This is a genomic window from Arthrobacter sp. TE12232 (assembly GCF_054062615.1).
In genome coordinates this window covers 995,226-1,014,543 of record NZ_JBSSFK010000001.1, presented here as the reverse complement: position 1 = coordinate 1,014,543, position 19,318 = coordinate 995,226, and the positions used below count along the sequence as shown (strand labels likewise).

Genomic DNA, 19,318 nt, shown 5'->3' with positions numbered 1-19,318 from the left:
TCCACAGCGCCCGGACGAACCAGGACAACCCGAAACAAAGTCGGCCGCGCGGGCTCGGGGCGCCGTGTGCTCAGGCTATGGCGCCGGCAGTTCCGGCGATAGGGTCTGTGGACCCGGCAGCTCCGCCGGATGGGCCGGTTGCGGCCCCGCGTGCGGGGAGGCGTCCGAGGCCCTCCACGAGGTCGGCCTGGCTGCCGCAGAGGGCAATGCGGATCCAGCCCTCGCCGATCGAACCAAACGCCGTGCCGGGGGCGAAGGCCACACCGTGGTCCGCCAGGAAGCGGCGCGTCCACGCCCGGACGTCCCCGCCGCTGACGTGGGACACATCCGCCCACAGATAGAATGCGCCCTGGGCCGTGAGGTACGGGATTCCATGGGAGTGCAGCACCGCCGAGGCCGCATCGCGGTTGGCCCGGTAGTGGGCGCGCGCGTGGCTGACATAGTCCTGGGGACCGGTCAGCGCCGCCAGCGCGGCGTACTGCGACGGCGACGCCACGCAGGACACGATCGCCTCCATGACATTGTTCATCTTCTGCTCGAGCCCCGGCGGGCAGATCAGCGCGCCGATGCGGAGCCCCGTCAGCCCATAGGTTTTGGACAGCGTGAGCGAGGTGAACACCCGCGCTTCTCCCGGGACCTCACTGTCGAACCTGGCCGGACTGACGTGCGCAACATCGTACGTGAACGCCTCGTAGCATTCGTCCGAGATGATCCACAGATCGTGCCGCCTTGCCAGCTCCACGAGGCGGCGCGTCAGGTCCTCGCCCAGGACAGCGCCGAGGGGGTTGGACGGGGAATTTAGGATCAGCACTCTAGTCCGCGGCGTGATGAGGGCCTCGATGTCCTCGATCCGCGGCTGGAAGTCGTGCTCCGGGTAGAGCGGATACCGGACGGGGACGGCGTGCAGGAGGCAGCTGGTCATCACGAAGGTCGGATAGCCAGGGTTGGGAATGAGGATCTCGTCGCCGGGGGAGAGCAGCAGGCTCATGGCAAAGTGCAGGCCCTGCTGGGCGCCGTCGACCACGTACACGCGGTCCGCGCCGACCGGCGTCGCGTTGTGTTCGCGGAACCGCGCGGCGAAGGCCTCGCGCAGGGCCGGGATCCCGGCGTTGGGCGTGTAGTTGGTCTCGTCCCGCTCGAGGCATGCCATTCCGGCTTCGAGGACGTGGCGGGGGACGGCGAAACCTGGCTCGCCGATACTCAACACGATCGCACCGGGCGTTCCCCAGGCGGCTTCGGTGATCTCCCGAATCTGGTTGATCGGGACCTCGCGGACATGTGCGGCAAGCTCGGGCATGTCTGCCATCCTAACGGGCGGCCTTCGCGATGGGTGCTTAGGCCGGGCGCCGGTCCGCGGCCGGTCCGTGGGCGGTGGGGCACCGCTGGCCCGCATATACTGGGAGGCGTGCTTTCTGGACTGGTGATAGTGGACAAGCCGCAAGGCTGGACCAGCCACGATGTGGTTGGACGGATGCGGCGTATCGCCGGTACCCGGAAGGTCGGCCACGCCGGGACACTGGATCCGATGGCCACCGGCGTTCTTGTGGTCGGCATCAACAAGGCCACCCGGCTGCTGACCTACATCGTGGGCACGTCCAAGACTTACACCGCCACCATCAGGCTGGGCGAATCCACCGTGACGGACGACGCCGAAGGTGAAGTCACTGCCACCCGCACCACCACCGGGATCACCGAAGACGCCATCCGCGCCGGCGTCGCCGCACTGACCGGAGAGATCCAACAGGTTCCCAGCAGCGTCAGCGCCATCAAGGTCAACGGCGAACGCGCCTACGCGCGAGTCCGTTCTGGTGAAGAGGTCAAGCTGGCAGCCCGGCCCGTGACGATCCACCGCTTTGAGGTCCACGAGATCCGCCGCGTGGGCGCGGGGGACGCGGGCGAGGCTGCCGGTGAGGCGGTGGATGTGGACGTCACGGTGGAGTGCTCCTCCGGAACCTACATCCGCGCCCTGGCCCGCGATCTCGGAGAAGCTCTCAGCGTTGGGGGTCACCTGACAGCACTCCGCCGGACCCAAGTGGGTCCCTACACGCTTGACCAGGCGCACACGCTCGAAGAACTGGCGGAGAAGCTGGACGTCCTGGAGATGTCGGACGCGGCCCGCGCGCTCATGCCGAACCGTGAACTCAGCGAGGCCGAAACCACCGAGATTTCCTTCGGACGCAGGATCGCCGCCGGAACCGCTGCCGGCACACCGGACGCGGCGACCGCCGACAAACCGGCAGCGGCGTTCGCGCCCGACGGAACACTCGTGGCCCTCCTGGCCGACGCCGGAAGCTACGCGAAGCCGGTGCTGGTGTTCGCCCCGGACAATGAAAAGCACGGCAACGCCAAACAGGGCAACGGCAAGCAGGCCGGCCAGTAGTGGACGCGTATTTTTACATCATCCTGGTGGTAGGCCTGCTGTCGACCATCATCTGCGTGACCGCAGGCCTCCTGAAAAAGGCGCCCAACGACACCACGATCCTGTCGGTGGCCGCCGTCGAGCTTTCCCTCCTGGTCTATCTGGTCGGGTCGATTGTCCGGGTGGCCAGCGGGGAGCGGATCGCGGGGGAGCCGTGGGAGTTCTGGGGCTATATGGCGACGGCGCTGCTCCTCCCGATCGGTGCCGCGTACTGGGCCATTCTGGAGCGGACCCGCTGGAGCAACTTCGTGCTGGCCGCCGTCGGCGTAACCGCCGTGGTGATGGCGGCCCGCATGAACCAGATCTGGTACTGACATGGAAGAGGCAGAAAACGTGAGTGCAAAATCCTCGCAGGACGGAACCGGCACCCCGGAGGTGTCCTCCCGGATGACCGGGCAGGCGGACGCTGCACCGGCGTCGACCGATACCCGCAACACCGGGCCCGGCCGCCTGCTGATTGCCGTCTACGCCGTCTTCGCCATATCTGCAACGGCCCGGGCCGGCTACCAGATTCTGACGAAGTTCTCCGAGGCGCCTCTGGCGTACCTGTTGTCCGCATTCGCCGCGGTGGTCTACGTTGTGGCGACGGTGTCCCTCGCGAGGCCGGGCCGCACCGCCTTCAAAGTCTCCGTGGTCGCGGTTCTGGTGGAACTCGTCGGTGTCTTGGTAGTGGGGGCACTGAGCGTGTTCGACTCGGTGAACTTCCCGCACGAGACAGTCTGGTCCTTGTTCGGCCGTGGCTACGGGTTCATCCCGCTCCTGCTGCCGATCCTGGGGCTCATCTGGCTTTACCGGCGGCGGCCCGCTGCTCGAAAGGCTTAGAGCGCGCGGCGTCCCGGGCGGCTTGGGCCGGCCGCCGATTCCCGGCGTGGCACCTCACGCGTTGATGAGCGTGGACCGTACGTTACGCCCGGAGGGTGATGCGCGGATCTTCCGCGAGCCGGCTTCGCAGCCCGGGCCAGGCCGCCGCAAAGCCCGGGTGCAGTTCCTTGCCGGCGACGGCGTCGATCCCCACCCATTGCAGTTCGAGGCTTTCCGGGTCACTGATCTTGGCTTCGAAGGGGTGCAGCGCTTCGGCAACGACCGTGGTGTACGTCCAATAACCGACGTCGAACACCGACGTGAAGAGGACGCGGACGTTCTCCGGGGGCACGGCCGCTTCTTCCTGAGCTTCCCGAAGGGCCCCGTGGATGGCCTCTTCCCCTTGGTGCAATGCGCCACCGGGGAGTCCCCAGGTGCCGCCCTGATCGCTCCAAAGGGCGCGGTGCTGGAGCAGGACGCCCTTGGCGGGGTCGTGGACCAGGAGCCCGGCGGAACCGAACCGTCCCCAGAACCGGCCGCGGTCGCCCTCCACCCAGGCGTCACCCGGATCGCGGGGACCCAGGGGGCGGCGAGGCTCGCCCGATACGGGCCCTACGAACGGTGAATCCCCGGGTTGGGGTACGACTGTGCTGTCCATCCCTACAGCTTGCCACGTGCCGGTTCGTAGGAGTGTGGGAAGCGTAGGCAGTGTTACGGGCAGTTGGAGAGGGTGGCTGGGTTTCGCTGCAGGTTCGGGCGTCTGGATGCTGCTGGGTGAGTGCTGAGGGTGGGTGCTGGGCCCAGGGCTCAGGTGGGAATTCACTGACACGGGCGTGGGGATCGTGGATCTCAGCCCGCGGTTCAGCCCTTGTCCGGAGGATCTCGCCCCGAAGGCGTTGGCCCGAAAATCCTCCAGCAATCCTTGCGGTACCCGCTGGCCAAGTCCTTGTTGAACCCCTCGACCAAGCCCCGTAGACAAATCCCTTGGAGGGCGTCACAAGACGCGGCAGCAAGTCAGTCAATACTGTCGGACCCCTCTGGGATCGTTGAGACATGGAAGGCGTTGGAGCGTTCATCCCGGAGTTGGCCCCGTGGGCCGGCCCGGCGATGTCCTCGCGGCTTCCCCGTCTGGCCGGCGTTGGTAGCCGGGGCGGCAGCCGGATGCGGCGCCACGTCGGTGCGGAACCGGTTCGGTCTTTTTTGTCGGACCCCTCTGGGATCGTTGAGACATGAAAGCCGTTGGAGCGTTCATCCCGGAGCTGGCCCCGTGGGCCGGCCCGGTCACGTCCTCGCGGCGTTCCCGCCCGGCCGCCGCGGCCGGGGAGTCTGAAGCATCACACGTCGGTGGCGCAGACCATGCCGGGAACGGTACTTTGGGCCGCGCCGCGACTGCTGCCGCCAACGGCGCTGCGGGCCATGGTGGCGGCGGCGCGGTGGAATCGGCGCTGGCGTTGCTGCGATCCTTGGGCCCGGCGGCCGCCGAGGCGGCCCGGTTCTCCCTGGTCGAAGCCGCGGACTTCGCCGGCCGCGTGGAGGAACTCTCCCGGACGGTCGAATACTTCCAACTCATCGCCGCCGCCGCGGTGGACCGGACCCGCAAACAAACAGCCTGGACCCGGCCGGCGCCGGCGGGCCGGGCCGCCGAAACGGCGGCGCCGGCGGGCTGGCTCACCGGCTGGACACAAAACACCCCCGCCGGAACCGGCGGCGGGACCGACATAGGATTCGACGGCGGATCTGAGGCCGGCGCCGGGGCCGGATCTGAGGTGGGGACGCACGGCTGGACGGCATTTGACCGTAGCGGCGGGCCGGCCGGCGTGCGCGCCGCGGCCGACGACGGCTACAAGAATGCCACCGAGTTCCTGCGGGCACGGCTGCGGATCAGCGCCCCCGAAGCCCGGCGCCGGCTCACCCAGGCCGCGGACCTGCTGCCCCGCCAGGGACTCACCGGAGCACCGGTGCCGGCCGTGCACGAGGAACTCGGCGCCGCCGTCGCCGCCGGGCAGATCGCGTCCCGGACCGCGACCATCATCACCACCGCACTGGACCGGGTCCGGCACCTGTGCCCGCCCGGGACCACCGCCGCGATGGAACACGCCCTGACCCTGACCGCGATCGAGAACGACCCCGATTTCCTGACCCGGATCGCCCGGCGCTGGACCGACGCCCTGGACCAGGACGGCGCCGAACCTACCGAGGAAGCCCTCCGCCGGCTCCAGGGCGCCTTCATCCGCAAACCCCGGCACGGCCTGCACCACCTGGAAATCTTCGCCACCACCGACCAGTTCGAACACCTCATCACCGCCATGAACACCGCCACCAACCCCCGCACCAGCGCAGCAGCCGATCCCGGCCCGGACGCAACAGCCGACCCCGGCACCGGCGACGGCGCGGCCACCGACGCGGCGACGGACGTCTCCTCTGCCGGACGAGCCGGCGGGGTTTGCGTGGAAACGGACGACGCGGTCACTGACGTGGCCGCGGCCGGCGGGATCCGTGACGGTAGCGGACACGCCGCCGGAGCGGCCGCCCGGTCTGACGCGGCCGTAAGCACCACGGCCGGTGCGGCCGACGTCCTGGACCGCCGCTCGCGGCCGCAACGACTGCTCGACGGCCTGGTCGGCGCCTGCGACGCCGCCCTCGCCGCCGGGGCCCTGCCCGCCGCCGGCGGACTCCGGCCCCAGGTCATGGCCACCATCGACTACCGGGACCTCCTCGGCCGCCTCGACCGCACCGGCACCCCCAACGACCCCGCCGCCACGCCCGGCCCGGGCACGGGAACGCTGATGTTCACCGGACCCGTCACCGCCTCCACCATCCGCAAGATCGCCTGCGACGCCGACATCATCCCCGTCCTGCTCGGCGGAGAAGGCCGGATCCTGGACATCGGACGCACCGCACGGATCTTCCCGCCCCACATCCGCAAAGCCCTCACCGCCCGGGACCAGGGCTGCGCCTTCCCGCAATGCACCATCCCCGCACCCTGGTGCGAAGCCCACCACATCACCTACTGGTCCCGCGGCGGGTCCACAAGCACGGACAACGGCACCCTCCTGTGCTCCCACCACCACCATCTGATCCACAAGGAACAATGGACCATCCAGATGCGCAGCGGCATCCCCTGGTTCATCCCGCCACCCCACGTCGACCCCCGCCAAACACCCCGCCGCAACAAATACTTCCGCCCCGATATGCCCCGGCAGTGATTGCGTCACGCGAGCGAGTCACCCTGTGCCGGGACGATTCAAAGCGGAGCGGGCGGGACTAGAACGCCGGGCGGGACCTGGGGGCCAGCCGGGACCTGGCACCCGGGCGGGACCTGGGACGCCGGCCGGGACCTGGGGGCCAGCTGGGACCTGGCGCCCGGGCGGGAGACCGGACAGGAGTCCGGAGGCCAAACGTCGGCCCGAGGGAGTTCCCGGCGCGTTATCGTATTCAGGCGGCCCAGGGCATTGGAAACGTGGCTGGCAGAAGAAACCGCGGCCCGGGCCGAAAGCCTCTGAGCCACATCGGCCGATAAGTGTCTAGGGTGGAGGCATGGACCAACGCCGTCTGCTGCTGCGGGCAGTGAAGTCGTTCCACACCATCGCCTGGTTCACGATCGAGGCATGCATGGCCTACGTCCTCTATACGGGTATCAGGGGCCGCACCGACCGGAAAGCGGGCGCTGCCGCCGTCGTGGTCGCGGTAGAGACGCTGATCTTCGCCGCGAACGGCTTCCACTGTCCGCTGACCGCCGTCGCGCGGGACCTCGGCGACGGCAAAGGCTCGGTCACGGATATCTACCTGCCGCATTGGTTCGCGCGAAACCTGCCCGGGATCCACGTCCCGCTCATCCTCGCCGCCGCACTGCTGCACTGGCGGAACTGGCGCATCCACGCGGTCCGGGACAGCCAGCGCAGGCTCCTGCTGGGGCGTTAGGCCCCACGCGCGCTGACGCCGTCGCCACGCCGCCTTTGAATCGGCTTCCCGCCGAACGGCGCACCGGCCGTGCCCGCGAGGCTGCCCCGGAAGCCCCGTGCGCCGTCCGGAGGCTGCCCGGATTGCGGGTAATCTTAGAGAGTTCCGGAGCCGGCACGGTCCCTCCGGAAGAGTTCATGGCAGGCAGCAAAAGGCGAGGTTGATGGTCCACATCTGGAACGATCTGTCCGAAGTCCCGTCGGACTTTGGTCCTTCGGTTGTCACGTTCGGCAATTTCGACGGCGTTCACCGCGGACACCAGCAGGTGCTGTCGCAGCTCATCCGCATCGCCCGCTTGAACCACGCCCGCGCCGTCGCGATCACCTTCGATCCGCACCCCGCGCAGGTGCACCGTCCGGAATCGGCTCCCGAGCTGATCATGGGGCTGGAGGACAAGCTCGTGGCACTGGGTGAGCTCGGCCTCGATGCCGTGCTGGTGATGAAGTACTCGCTGGAGCTCGCCAGCCATACACCTGAAGAATTTGTCTCCACGGTCCTTGTGGACGCCCTGAAAGCGAGCCACGTGGTGATCGGCCACGATGCCCGGTTCGGCCGCGGCAATTCCGGCGACCTCTCCACCATGCAGGAACTGGGCAGGAAGTTCGGTTTCGAGGTGCTGGTCATCAGTGAGTTCGGCTCTGAAGGCTTCCCCATCCACGACGACGCCGGCACGGACCGCCGCTGTTCGTCCACGTGGGTGCGCGAGGCCCTCCGCGCCGGCGACGTTGCCACCGCCGCTGCCGTACTGGGGAGACCGCACCGGATGCGCGGCGAGGTGGTGCACGGCGCCGCACGCGGCCGCGATCTTGGCTTCCCCACGGCAAACCTGGCGTCGACGGCGAGCGGGTACATTCCCGCGGACGGAATCTACGCCGGCTGGCTCGTGGACCAGGCCGGGACCCGCTGGCCTGCGGCCATCTCCGTGGGCTCCAACCCCACGTTCGACGGCGTGAGCCGTCAGGTAGAAGCCCACGTCATCGACCGCCCGGAGGAGTCCGTAGAGGACTTCGATCTGTACGACCAGACAGTTGTGGTGGAATTCGTCTCCAGGCTGCGCGGCATGGTGGCGTACCGTGGGCCTGAGGCATTGGTGGAGCAGATGCGTCTGGACGTCGTCCAGGCCCATGACATCCTGTTCGCCCGCTGACAACGGGGCCGGACCGGCGTCCAACCCCGCGCCGACGGCGTTCTGACTCACTGGAGCCGCGCGCTGAATCACAGCCAGGCGGCAAGGAAGGCAAGAGACGTGACCATCGAGAAGAACACGAGGGAGCTGGACAGGGACATCGTCCGCGACTTCAGCACGCGGATGAGCTACGCATCCTATTTGCAGTTGCCCACCCTGCTCAGCGCCCAGCAGCCTGTCAGCACCCCGGAACACCACGACGAGATGTTGTTCATCATCCAGCACCAGACCACGGAGCTGTGGCTGAAGCTGGTGCTGCACGAGCTTCGCAGCGCCGCCGCCTGGCTGCGTTCTGACGACCTCGGCTCCGCCCTCAAAGCGATCGCCCGCGTCAAGCACATCCAGAAGACCCTTACCGAGCAGTGGTCCGTGCTGGCCACCCTCACGCCCACCGAGTACTCGCAGTTCCGCGGCTTCCTCGGCAACTCGTCCGGGTTCCAGTCCAGCCAGTACCGGGCGGTCGAGTTCCTGCTCGGCAACAAGAACGCCAAGATGCTTCCGGTCTTCGAATCGGACCCCGAGGCCCACGAAATGCTGCGCGAACTGCTCGACGCCCCCAGCATCTACGACGACTTCCTGGCGTATCTCAAGCGCCAGGGCTTCGACGTCCCGGCCTCCGTGCTGGAACGCGACGTCACCAAGGCCCACGAGTTCTGCCCGGAATTGGTTCCGGTGTTCAAGTACATCTACGAGAACGCCGCCGACAACTGGGGTGCCTATGAGGCCTGCGAGGAACTCGTGGACCTCGAGGACAACTTCCAGCTCTGGCGCTTCCGCCACCTGCGCACCGTCCAGCGCACCATCGGCATGAAGGCCGGCACCGGCGGGTCCAGCGGGGCCGCGTTCTTGCAGAAGGCCCTGGAACTGACCTTCTTCCCGGAGCTCTTCGCAGTGCGGACGGAGATCGGCCAGTGAACGCGATCAATGCGGACACCGCAGGCACCGACGCCCTGTGGCAGCGCGCCCGCGACCTCGACGCCGCGGATCCGCTCGCAAACTACCGCGAACACTTCGTCGGCACGGACACCGACCTGTCCTACCTTGACGGGAACTCGCTCGGACGGCCGCTCAAACGGACCATCACCGACATCAGCACCTTCATCCAGGACAGCTGGGGCGGCCGCCTGATCCGGGGCTGGGATGAGGAGTGGCTCGAACTGCCCCAGGCCATCGGCGACCAGCTCGGCCGCGCGGTGCTCGGTGCGGCGCCCGGACAGACCATCATTGCCGACTCCACCACCGTGGTGCTGTACAAGCTGATCCGCGCCGCCCTGGCCGCCGTCACAGATCCGGCCCGGACCGAAATCGTCCTGGACACGGACAATTTCCCCACCGACCGCTATCTGGTGGAGGGAATCGCCCGCGAACAGGGCCTGACCCTGCGCTGGATCGACGCCGATCCCGCCGCCGGCGTCACCGTCGAGCAGGTGCGGGCCGCGACGGGGCCGGCCACCGGCGTCGTGGTCCTGAGCCAGATCGCCTACCGTTCCGGTTTCCTCGCCGACCTGCCGGCCGTCACCGCCGCAATCCACGACGCCGGCGCCCTGGTGGTGTGGGACCTTTGCCACTCCGCCGGATCGGTGGAGATCGCATTGGACGACGCCGACGTCGACTTTGCGGCAGGCTGCACCTACAAGTACCTGAACGGGGGACCGGGCTCGCCCGCGTTCGCCTACGTCAACGACCGGCACCTGGCCGGGCTGCAGCAGCCGATCTGGGGCTGGATGGGACGCAAGGACGCGTTCGAAATGGGTCCCGGCTACGAGGCCGCTCCCGGCATCCGAGGCTTCCTCAGCGGCACCCCGGCCATTTTCGGGATGCTCGCCATGCGCGGCACGCTGGACCTGATCGAGGAAGTGGGCATGGCCGCGCTCCGCGCGAAGTCGCGGGTGCTGACGGCCTTCGCCCTTGAACTCTACGACGCCTGGCTGGCACCGGCCGGCGTGCAGCTGTCCACCCCGCGGGACCCCGAACTGCGCGGCAGCCACGTGACGATCGACCACCCTGCTTTCCGTGAAATGACGGCCGCCTTGTGGGATCAGGACGTGATTCCCGATTTCCGTGCCCCGCAGGGCATCAGGATCGGGCTGTCTCCGCTCAGCACCTCCTTTGAGGAGCTGTACCGCGGCGTCGCTGCCATCCGGGAGCTGCTTTCGGGCCCGGAGAACTGAGCCCCTTCGCCGGCTGGCACGGCAGGCGGTTTCGACAAGATCGCGGACGTGCCACTAAACTAAACGTTGGATCCGGCTGCAGTCCGTGGCGGCTGGTTCCTGTTGTGTACGGGATACCTGGCTTCGGCAGGGTGTTCCGGGACGGCACCCCCGGCAGTGAAGTACTGTTTTCGGGCCTCACGGCACATCTCTAGGAGTTAACGTGGCACTTGAAGCCGCTGTAAAGCAGTCCATCATCAAGGAATTCGCAACGTCCGAGGGCGACACCGGTTCGCCGGAGGTCCAGGTTGCGGTCCTGACTCAGCGGATCAAGGATCTCACTGAGCACATGAAGGTGCACAAGCACGACTACCACACCCAGCGCGGTCTGCTGGCCATGGTTGGTCGTCGCAAGCGCATGCTCACCTACCTCAAGAACACTGACATCACCCGCTACCGTCAGCTCATCGAGCGCCTCGGCCTGCGTCGCTAGTCAGCTTTAAGGGGCGGCCCCTTCCGGACCGGAAAGGGCCGCCTTCTTCAGGACAAAACTAAACAGGAGGATCAACCGCATCACGCATTCGCGGTCCTCGGTAGTGATTCCCGGGAACGGCTTCAAGGATTGAAGCCCGGCCCGTGGGTCTCGATCGATGACCGGGTGCAGTGCAGGCCAGTAGACAGATGCTGGGCTGGGTTGATGCGGCTGGGCTCCGTGAACCATGAAACGGAGGTGACTCTCTTGGAGGGTCCCGAAATCCAGTTCTCAGAAGCAGTCATTGACAATGGCCGCTTCGGCAAGCGTGTAATCCGCTTCGAAACCGGCCGTCTTGCCAAGCAGGCCGCCGGCGCAGCGATGGTCTACATCGATGAAGAGACCGCACTGCTGTCCGCCACCACCGCCGGCAAGCACCCGCGTGAAGGCTTCGACTTCTTCCCGCTGACGGTCGACGTCGAAGAGCGCATGTACGCTGCCGGCCGTATCCCGGGCTCGTTCTTCCGCCGCGAAGGCCGCCCTTCCACGGAAGCTATCCTGGCCTGCCGCCTCATGGACCGCCCGCTGCGCCCGGCATTCGTCAAGGGCCTGCGCAACGAGGTCCAGATCGTCGTCACCGTGCTGTCCATCAACCCGGACGAGCTCTACGACGTCGTGGCCATCAACGCTTCCTCGATGTCCACCCAGCTTTCCGGCCTGCCCTTCTCCGGCCCGATCGGCGGCGTCCGCGTTGCCCTCGTCGCCGACGAGCACGGCTCGCAGTGGGTTGCGTTCCCGAAGCACTCCCAGCTCGAGAACGCCGTCTTCAACATGGTCGTTGCCGGCCGCATTGCTGGCGATGACGTCGCCATCATGATGGTTGAAGCCGAAGCCACCGACAACTCCTGGAACCTCATCAAGGAACAGGGCGCCACCGCCCCGACCGAAGAAGTTGTCTCCGAAGGCCTTGAGGCCGCCAAGCCGTTCATCAAGGCCCTCTGCGAAGCACAGTCTGACCTGGCAGCCCGCGCCGCCAAGCCGACCGTCGAGTTCCCGGTCTTCCTGGACTACCAGGACGACGTCTACGCTGCCGTCGAGTCCGCTGCCGCCGAGAAGCTGGCAGCCGTCTTCCAGATCGCCGACAAGCAGGAACGCGACACCGCCTCCGACGAGCTCAAGGACGAGGTCACTTCTTCCCTGGCCGGCCAGTTCGAAGGCCGTGAGAAGGAGCTGTCCGCAGCCTTCCGCTCCGTCACCAAGCAGGTTGTGCGCCAGCGCATCCTCAAGGACCAGATCCGCATCGACGGCCGCGGCCTGACGGACATCCGCCAGCTCACCGCCGAGGTTGAGGTCCTGCCCCGCGTTCACGGCTCGGCCATCTTCGAGCGCGGCGAGACCCAGATCATGGGTGTCACCACACTGAACATGCTCAAGATGGAACAGCAGATCGACTCGCTGTCTCCCGTGACGCGCAAGCGCTACATGCACAACTACAACTTCCCGCCGTACTCCACTGGCGAGACCGGCCGCGTCGGTTCCCCGAAGCGCCGCGAAATCGGTCACGGAGCCCTCGCAGAGCGCGCCATCATGCCGGTGCTGCCCTCCCGCGAGGAATTCCCCTACGCCATCCGCCAGGTGTCTGAGGCCCTCAGCTCCAACGGTTCGACGTCGATGGGTTCCGTCTGCGCGTCCACGCTGTCCCTGCTCAACGCAGGTGTGCCGCTGAAGGCCGCTGTTGCCGGTATCGCCATGGGCCTGGTCTCTGACCAGGTTGACGGCCAGACCCGCTACGCCGCCCTGACCGATATCCTCGGCGCCGAAGATGCTTTCGGCGACATGGACTTCAAGGTTGCCGGTACCTCCGAGTTCGTCACGGCCATCCAGCTGGACACGAAGCTCGACGGCATTCCGGCCTCCGTCCTGGCAGCCGCCCTGAAGCAGGCCCGCGAAGCCCGCCTGCACATCCTGGACGTCCTGAACTCCGCGATCGACACCCCGGACGAGCTCTCGGAGTTCGCGCCGCGCGTCATCGCGGTCAAGATCCCGGTAGACAAGATCGGCGAGGTCATCGGCCCGAAGGGCAAGATGATCAACCAGATCCAGGAAGACACCGGAGCCGACATCTCGATCGAGGACGACGGAACTGTCTACATCGGCGCCACGAACGGCCCGTCTGCCGACGCAGCACGGTCCGCGATCAACGCCATCGCCAACCCGCAGATCCCGGAAATCGGTGAGCGCTACCTGGGCACGGTCGTCAAGACCACCACCTTCGGCGCCTTTGTTTCCCTGACCCCGGGCAAGGACGGTCTGCTGCACATCTCCGAGCTGCGCAAGATCGCCGGTGGCAAGCGCGTGGACAACGTCGAGGACGTCGTCTCCGTCGGCCAGAAGATCCAGGTGGAAATCACCAAGATCGACGACCGCGGCAAGCTCTCCCTGTCGCCCGTTGTGGCCGACGAGGCAGGCTCCGAGGACGCAGACAGCGCTGAGGTCTCCGCGGACGCCGCAGCAGAGTAGTCTCTCCTGACCAAACGGCGGGGCCGGTGGATCATCCACCGGCCCCGCCGTTGGTTAAAGCCCTCGTGGATGCCCTCGTAGGTGTCCCTGCAGATGTTCCTGCTTATGTCCAGGGAGCAGCCGCCGGGGGAGTGGCCCGCTGGTACGATGGCAGGCAGATTTGACGCATTATTTTGATGGTTTATGGAAAGGCCTTGATGACAGTCGTCCCCCTGCCGCTTGAGCAGAATCAGCACGCAGACACCCTGATCCACGGAGCCGACGGCGGTTCCGAGGTTCGCCGCTCGGTCCTTCCCGGCGGCGTCCGCGTGCTGACCGAAGCCATGCCCGGCCAGCGGTCGGCAACCATCGGTTTTTGGGTCGGTGTGGGCTCACGCGACGAGGCCCCCGGGCAGCACGGCTCCACCCACTTCCTGGAACACCTGCTGTTCAAAGGCACCAAGCGCCGGACCGCCCTGGAAATCGCCTCGGCCTTCGACGAGGTCGGCGGGGAATCAAACGCCGCCACCGCGAAGGAAAGCACCTGCTACTTCGCCCGCGTCCTGGACACTGACCTCCCCATGGCGATCGACGTCATCGCCGACATGATCACCGGGGCCGTCCTGGACCCGCAGGAGATGGAGCAGGAACGCGACGTCATCCTCGAGGAAATCGCGATGGACAGCGACGACCCCACGGACGTCGCGCATGAGCACTTTGTCGCCGCCGTCCTCGGATCCCACCCCCTCGGCCGCCCGATCGGCGGCACCCCGGCAGCCATCCGCGCCGTGGCCCGCGACTCGGTGTGGGACCACTACCGCCGTTACTACCGTCCCGACGAGCTCGTGGTCACCGCCGCCGGCGGGCTGGACCACGACGTCGTCTGCGGGCTTGTGGTGGATGCCCTGCACTCCGCCGGCTGGAACCTTGAGCCCGCTGCCGCTCCCGTGCAGCGCCGCTCCACCGAGCGCGCGGACATCACCGGCACCGCCGGCCTGCACGTCGTCAAGCGTCCCGTGGAACAGGCCAATATCATCATGGGGTGCCCGTCGCTGGTCGCCACAGACGACCGCCGCTTCGTCATGAGCGTTCTCAACGCCGTCCTTGGCGGCGGCATGTCGTCCCGGCTCTTCCAGGAGGTCCGCGAGAAGCGCGGACTCGTCTACTCCACCTACTCCTTCGCCTCCTCGTACGCCGACGCCGGCTATTTCGGCATGTACGCCGGCTGCACGCCGTCGAAGGTCCGGCAGGTTATCGGGCTGCTCGGCGCAGAACTGGACAAGCTGGCCTCGGACGGAATCTCCGACGAGGAACTCCGCAAGGCAGTGGGACAGCTGTGCGGCGGCATCGTGCTGGCACTGGAGGACACCGGTTCCCGGATGTCCCGGCTGGGCCGCGCGGAGCTGGTGTCCGGCGAGTACCAGGACATCGACGAGACCCTGCGCCAGATCAAAGCCGTCACCGCAGCGGAAGTCCAGGAGCTCGCCCGTCAGCTCGCGGCCGCGCCGCGGACCGTCACGGTGGTGGGTCCGTTTGAGGAAACCGAGACGTTCGGGCTCTAGCTTTGTAAATCGCCGGTCTTTACACCGGCGCAGGCACGGCGTGATGATGGTGGCGGGGTCACTCGGGAGGAACTCCGCATGGGAGGAACTGTAGACCGGCCGCTGCCAGGCAGTGCATGCGCCGTGCTTGAGCCATTCCTGGGCCGTTGGACGGGGACCACACACTGGGAGGCCACCGCATGGGGTCCGGCGCGCAGCGCGGAATCCGAGATCATCTTCTCTCCGGCGGCCGCCGGGCTGGCTGTGACACAGAGCTACCGCCACACGGATGAAGACGGATCCCGCTCCGAAGGTCATGGCGTCTTCACAATGGACCCGGATCGCCCCGACACCTTCTGGTACCACGTCAACAGCATGGGGCTGCCGCCCGAGGCGCCCGCGCGCGCGAGCTGGGAAGCCGGCACCCTGACCGTGGAACGACGCAGCGACCGCGGCACCGCGCGGCACACCTTCCGGGTGGACGACGGCGTCCTGACGCACGCTGCCGGGCTCCGCCTGGGCAAGGCGAGCGAGTTCACCACCTTTATGACCACCGTCTGCCGTCGCGTCCCCGAAGGCGCCTCCGTCCCGGCCTGAGGTTAGCCGATGCGTCGAGCCGTTGAGGCTTAGCCGCCGGCGAACGGCGGCAGCACGTCCACGACGTCGGCCTGCTGGAGCGTCTTTGCATGGTCACGCACGGCCACCTCGTTGAGCAGGAAGCTGGAACGGGACAGGATGCGTGCCAGCGGCGGTGTACCGGCCGGCGGCGCGGGGCGTTCGACGGCGAGGATCGCCTCAAGCAGCGAGGCGAGGGTGTCGCCGTCGGCGATGTCGAAGCGTTCTTCATCCACGCCGGCGGCAGCGCGCGCGGCAGCGAAGTAGCGTACGTTCACGAAAAAGTCAGCCTCCGATGGCGCTCATGCTGCGGTCCGGCTGGACAAAGTCGGGGGCGTCGAGCCCCACATGGTCCATGCCGTGGGCCTTGGGCTTGATCCACATGGCATCCTGCCAGCGTTCGGCCAGTTGTTCGTCGCTTGCACCCTCGCGCAGCAGCCCCAGCAGGTCCACTTCCTCGCGCGAGAACAGGCAGCTCATGATCTTGCCTTCGGCAGTGATGCGCGTGCGGCGGCAGTCTGAGCAGAATGGCTCCGTAACGGAGGCGATGATGCCCACGGTGCCGAGCACGGGGCCGGTGGCCTCGCCGGTGCCGGGAACGCGTGCACGAACTTCGAACCGTTCCGCCGGGGCGCCGTCGCGGTCCCGCGGGTCGGAACTGAGCACGTAGTCGGTGGAGAGCAGCCCGCGGATCTCCGCAGCGGTGATCATGTTCCGGCGGGTCCAGCCGTGGTCCGCATCCAGCGGCATCTGCTCGATGAAGCGCAACTCATAGCCGCGGTCCAGCGCCCAGGCCAGCAAGGCCGGCGACTCGGCGTCGTTGATGCCGCGCATGAGCACGGCGTTGAGCTTGACCGGACCCAGGCCCGCAGCCCAGGCGGCGTCCACGCCGGCGAGGACCTTGTCTAGGAAGGGGCGGCGGGTCAGCTTGGCGAAGGTTTCCTCGTGCAGGGAATCGAGGGAGACATTGATCCGGGAGAGTCCGGCAGCCTTGAGTCCGGCAGCCTTCTTGTCCAGGCCGACGGCGTTGGTGGTCATCGAGATCGGCAGCTCAGGGTGGGCCCGGCGGAGCGCGGAGATAATGTCCAGCAGATCCGCGCGCACCAGCGGCTCGCCTCCGGTCAGCCGGAGTTCGCGCACGCCCAGCATGTCGACGCCGATCCGCACAATCCGGACGATCTCCTCGGCGGACATCACCGCCTGTTTGGACAGCCACTCCAGGCCCTCGGCCGGCATGCAGTACGTGCAGCGCAGGTTGCACTTGTCCGTCAGCGATAAGCGCATGTCCGTGGCACGGCGGCCGTAACGATCGAGGAGCCCGGCAGGCAGGCCGTGCGGGCGCCCGGACAGCGCGGCTGCGGCAGGCGTGCCTGTTCCGGGACTGCCTGCCTCGCGGGGCTGGGGCATACCCAGTTGAACTGTCATAGAGTCAGGCTACGCCACCCCGCGGCAGACGTCACAGCCGCGTGACGGCAGGGATATTACGTCTTCGGGAACGATGTCCGGCTGGGCTTCGGATGCCTGCCCGCGGCGCGGCCGCGAACCTATGCTGGAAGCGTGAACACGACCCAGCAGGCCTCTGATGCAACGGAGTACCGGCGCATCCTCCTCGTCGAAGACGAGCCGACCATCGCCGGGGTGGTCCGCGACTATCTCGTCCAGGCGGGATTCCAGGTGGTCCTCGCCGCCGACGGGTTCACGGCCCTGCGCCTGGCCGCCGAACGCCGGCCGGACCTTGTCCTGCTGGACCGGATGCTGCCGGGCCTGGACGGCGTGGAAGTCTGTCGCCGGCTGCGGGCAGCGCATAGTGTCCCGGTCATCATGCTCACGGCCCTGGGCACCGAGGACGACCGGATCCTGGGCCTGGAAGCCGGCGCGGACGACTACGTCACCAAACCGTTCTCGCCCCGCGAACTGGTCCTGCGCGTCCGCTCGGTCCTGCGCCGGAGCATTCCCGAATTCAGTCCCGAGCCCTCCATCGAAGTGGGCGGCTTCGACCTCAGCCCGGCCGCGCGCACGGTCACCCGCCACGGCCGGCCCCTGGCGCTGACAGCGCGGGAATTCGACCTGCTGGCCTTCATGCTGCGCCGTCCCCGCCAGGTCTTCAGCCGCGAAGAGCTCATGAAGGCCGTGTGGGGCTGGGATTACGGTGACCTCTCGACGGTGACGGTCCACGTGCGCAGGCTGCGCGAGAAGATCGAGGACGACCCCACCCGCCCCGCCATCCTGAAAACGGTCTGGGGCGTCGGCTACCGGCTGGACCCCAGCGACGAGGAAGCAACCGCCGGTGCAGACCTCTGAGCTCCTGACCATCATCGGCTGGGCCGTGGCATGGGGCGCCGTGATCGGGGCCGCATCCCTGCTCGTGCTGAAACCGCTGCGCAAGGCCTCCTTCGCGGTGCAGATCTGTGTGGTGGTCCTCGCCGCCGTGGCGGTCCTGGTCGCCGGAATGGTCAGCGCCTTCAACGCCATGTTCATCTCGGCCCGGGACCTCGAGGTCATGTGGTACGTCCTGGCCGTGGCCTCTGCGGTGGCCGTTGCAATCGCCCTGGTGCTCGGATCGCGGGTGTCGCGGAACGCCAGGGACCTGGTCGAAGCCGCCCGGAGCATCGGCCGCGGTGAGAGCCCGGGGATCCAGTCCCCGGTGATGAGCCACGAACTGGCCGCCCTCGCCGCAGAGCTCGACTCCAGCAGTCGGAAGCTGGAGGCGTCCCGGCAGCGGGAGGCCGCCGTCGAGAACGCCCGCCGCGAACTCGTCAGCTGGATCTCCCACGACCTCCGGACGCCGCTGGCGAGCATGCGGGCCATGACCGAGGCGCTGGAAGACGGCATGGCATCGGATGTCCCCGGCTATTACCGCAAGATCATCGCTCAGACGGACCTCATGGCGGGCATGGTCAACGACCTCCTGGAACTGTCGAAGATCCATGCCGGGACTATGCGGCTCAAAGCCGAGCCGCTGGACCTGTACGACGTCGCCAGCGACGCCATCGCCGACCTCGCCGCGCTGGCGCAGCAGCATGGGGTCACGCTCGACGGCGGCGGCCGGCGCGAGTGCCTGGCTCTCGCCGACGGCCCCTCGATGGGACGCGCCATCCGGAACGTCGTGCTGAACGCCATCGTCCACAGCCCGCCGGGCTCCCGCGTCACCGTCCAAGTGGGGCGGGAAGGGGACCGGGCCGTGGTCGCCGTCACCGACGGCTGCGGCGGGATCCCCGAAGAGGACCTGCCGCATGTCTTCGAGACCGGCTGGCAAAAGGATCCCGCCCGGCGCCCGGCGGGCCGTCTGCCCGCGCCGGACGACGCGGGGGTGCCAGGGTCGGACGAGCCGGCAGGCACCTTGCGCTACAGCGGGGCCGGGCTTGGCCTGAGCATCGTCGCCGGAATCGTCCAGGCCCATGAGGGGACCGTCACCGTGGAGAACGTCGACGGCGGATGCCGCTTCTCGCTGCTGCTTCCCGGCCAGGAGGTCTCGGGCAGGGAGGTCCCTGCCAGGGAGGCCTCCGGCCACGAGACGGCCGGCCACGCGACGGCGGTGCCGGCATCCCCGGCGGACGTTCCGTCCGCTGGCGGCCTCGCTCCCGGCGCGTCCTCGGCGGGCGGGGAACAGGACAGTCGTCCGCCGGACCCGGCGGACGAGACGCTCCACACCGGACGCGCGCAGTGAACCGCGGC

Annotated in this window: 18 protein-coding genes; 14 read left to right on the top strand and 4 right to left on the bottom strand. The window is 67.8% G+C overall.

Translation table 11 applies throughout. The features are described 5' to 3' along the window. Positions 1-70: 70 nt before the first annotated feature. Positions 71-1,297 carry a pyridoxal phosphate-dependent aminotransferase gene (locus tag ACVWZ7_RS04505; RefSeq protein WP_456507106.1) on the bottom strand — a complete coding sequence of 409 codons (1,227 nt, stop codon included), beginning with the start codon at positions 1,295-1,297 and terminating at the stop codon, positions 71-73. Positions 1,298-1,405: 108 nt separating this feature from the next. Here ACVWZ7_RS04505 and truB point away from each other — a divergent pair, with 108 nt between their 5' ends. The 3 genes from truB to ACVWZ7_RS04490 all read left to right on the top strand — a co-directional run bounded on the left by truB (position 1,406) and on the right by ACVWZ7_RS04490 (position 3,241). Then, positions 1,406-2,380 carry a tRNA pseudouridine(55) synthase TruB gene (truB, locus tag ACVWZ7_RS04500; protein WP_456507105.1) on the top strand — a complete coding sequence of 325 codons (975 nt, stop codon included), beginning with the start codon at positions 1,406-1,408 and terminating at the stop codon, positions 2,378-2,380. Continuing rightward, positions 2,380-2,733, top strand: a complete 354-nt coding sequence (locus ACVWZ7_RS04495) for a hypothetical protein (protein ID WP_456507104.1) — start codon at positions 2,380-2,382, stop codon at positions 2,731-2,733. The genes truB and ACVWZ7_RS04495 overlap by 1 nt, the downstream gene beginning before the upstream one ends. Positions 2,734-2,806: 73 nt before the next feature. Next, complete coding sequence (locus ACVWZ7_RS04490; protein WP_116768809.1) at positions 2,807-3,241, top strand: hypothetical protein; 435 nt, start codon at positions 2,807-2,809, stop codon at positions 3,239-3,241. 82 nt (positions 3,242-3,323) lie between these two features. Here the strand turns inward: ACVWZ7_RS04490 and ACVWZ7_RS04485 are convergent, their stop codons facing one another. Continuing rightward, positions 3,324-3,878, bottom strand: coding sequence for an NUDIX domain-containing protein (locus tag ACVWZ7_RS04485; RefSeq protein ID WP_456507103.1), 555 nt, complete (start codon positions 3,876-3,878; stop codon positions 3,324-3,326). A gap of 571 nt (positions 3,879-4,449) precedes the next feature. Between ACVWZ7_RS04485 and ACVWZ7_RS04480 the strand changes: the two genes are divergently transcribed. The 9 genes from ACVWZ7_RS04480 to ACVWZ7_RS04440 all read left to right on the top strand — a co-directional run bounded on the left by ACVWZ7_RS04480 (position 4,450) and on the right by ACVWZ7_RS04440 (position 15,625). Then, positions 4,450-6,426 (top strand): DUF222 domain-containing protein, encoded by a 1,977-nt coding sequence (locus tag ACVWZ7_RS04480; RefSeq protein WP_456507102.1) that lies wholly within the window; start codon positions 4,450-4,452, stop codon positions 6,424-6,426. A gap of 331 nt (positions 6,427-6,757) precedes the next feature. Further along, positions 6,758-7,141, top strand: coding sequence for a hypothetical protein (locus tag ACVWZ7_RS04475; protein WP_456507101.1), 384 nt, complete (start codon positions 6,758-6,760; stop codon positions 7,139-7,141). Between the two features lie 202 nt (positions 7,142-7,343). Continuing rightward, on the top strand, positions 7,344-8,327 hold the full coding sequence (locus tag ACVWZ7_RS04470) for a bifunctional riboflavin kinase/FAD synthetase (protein ID WP_456507100.1): 984 nt from the start codon (positions 7,344-7,346) through the stop codon (positions 8,325-8,327). 99 nt (positions 8,328-8,426) lie between these two features. Continuing rightward, positions 8,427-9,281 (top strand): tryptophan 2,3-dioxygenase, encoded by an 855-nt coding sequence (gene kynA, locus ACVWZ7_RS04465; RefSeq protein WP_091249783.1) that lies wholly within the window; start codon positions 8,427-8,429, stop codon positions 9,279-9,281. Continuing rightward, positions 9,278-10,537, top strand: coding sequence for a kynureninase (gene kynU, locus ACVWZ7_RS04460; protein WP_456507099.1), 1,260 nt, complete (start codon positions 9,278-9,280; stop codon positions 10,535-10,537). The genes kynA and kynU overlap by 4 nt, the downstream gene beginning before the upstream one ends. A 202-nt stretch (positions 10,538-10,739) precedes the next feature. After that, entirely contained in the window at positions 10,740-11,009 is a 270-nt protein-coding gene (gene rpsO, locus ACVWZ7_RS04455; protein ID WP_091249788.1) for a 30S ribosomal protein S15, read from the top strand. A 246-nt stretch (positions 11,010-11,255) separates the two neighbouring features. After that, a complete protein-coding gene (locus ACVWZ7_RS04450) occupies positions 11,256-13,508 on the top strand; it encodes a polyribonucleotide nucleotidyltransferase (RefSeq protein WP_116767853.1) in 2,253 nt (750 codons plus the stop codon). Positions 13,509-13,705: 197 nt separating this feature from the next. Further along, positions 13,706-15,049 (top strand): M16 family metallopeptidase, encoded by a 1,344-nt coding sequence (locus ACVWZ7_RS04445; protein WP_456507098.1) that lies wholly within the window; start codon positions 13,706-13,708, stop codon positions 15,047-15,049. A gap of 78 nt (positions 15,050-15,127) precedes the next feature. Beyond that, positions 15,128-15,625 (top strand): DUF1579 domain-containing protein, encoded by a 498-nt coding sequence (locus ACVWZ7_RS04440; RefSeq protein ID WP_456507097.1) that lies wholly within the window; start codon positions 15,128-15,130, stop codon positions 15,623-15,625. Between the two features lie 29 nt (positions 15,626-15,654). Here the strand turns inward: ACVWZ7_RS04440 and ACVWZ7_RS04435 are convergent, their stop codons facing one another. Both ACVWZ7_RS04435 and moaA read right to left on the bottom strand, forming a co-directional pair. Then, positions 15,655-15,921, bottom strand: a complete 267-nt coding sequence (locus tag ACVWZ7_RS04435) for a MoaD/ThiS family protein (protein ID WP_456507096.1) — start codon at positions 15,919-15,921, stop codon at positions 15,655-15,657. A 7-nt stretch (positions 15,922-15,928) separates the two neighbouring features. Continuing rightward, a complete protein-coding gene (moaA, locus tag ACVWZ7_RS04430) occupies positions 15,929-17,068 on the bottom strand; it encodes a GTP 3',8-cyclase MoaA (RefSeq protein WP_456507095.1) in 1,140 nt (379 codons plus the stop codon). Positions 17,069-17,200: 132 nt separating this feature from the next. Here moaA and ACVWZ7_RS04425 point away from each other — a divergent pair, with 132 nt between their 5' ends. Both ACVWZ7_RS04425 and ACVWZ7_RS04420 read left to right on the top strand, forming a co-directional pair. Then, positions 17,201-17,944 (top strand): response regulator transcription factor, encoded by a 744-nt coding sequence (locus ACVWZ7_RS04425; protein WP_456507094.1) that lies wholly within the window; start codon positions 17,201-17,203, stop codon positions 17,942-17,944. Further along, on the top strand, positions 17,931-19,310 hold the full coding sequence (locus ACVWZ7_RS04420) for a sensor histidine kinase (RefSeq protein WP_456507093.1): 1,380 nt from the start codon (positions 17,931-17,933) through the stop codon (positions 19,308-19,310). Before ACVWZ7_RS04425 ends, ACVWZ7_RS04420 begins: the two co-directional genes overlap by 14 nt. The last annotated feature ends 8 nt before the right edge of the window (positions 19,311-19,318 follow it).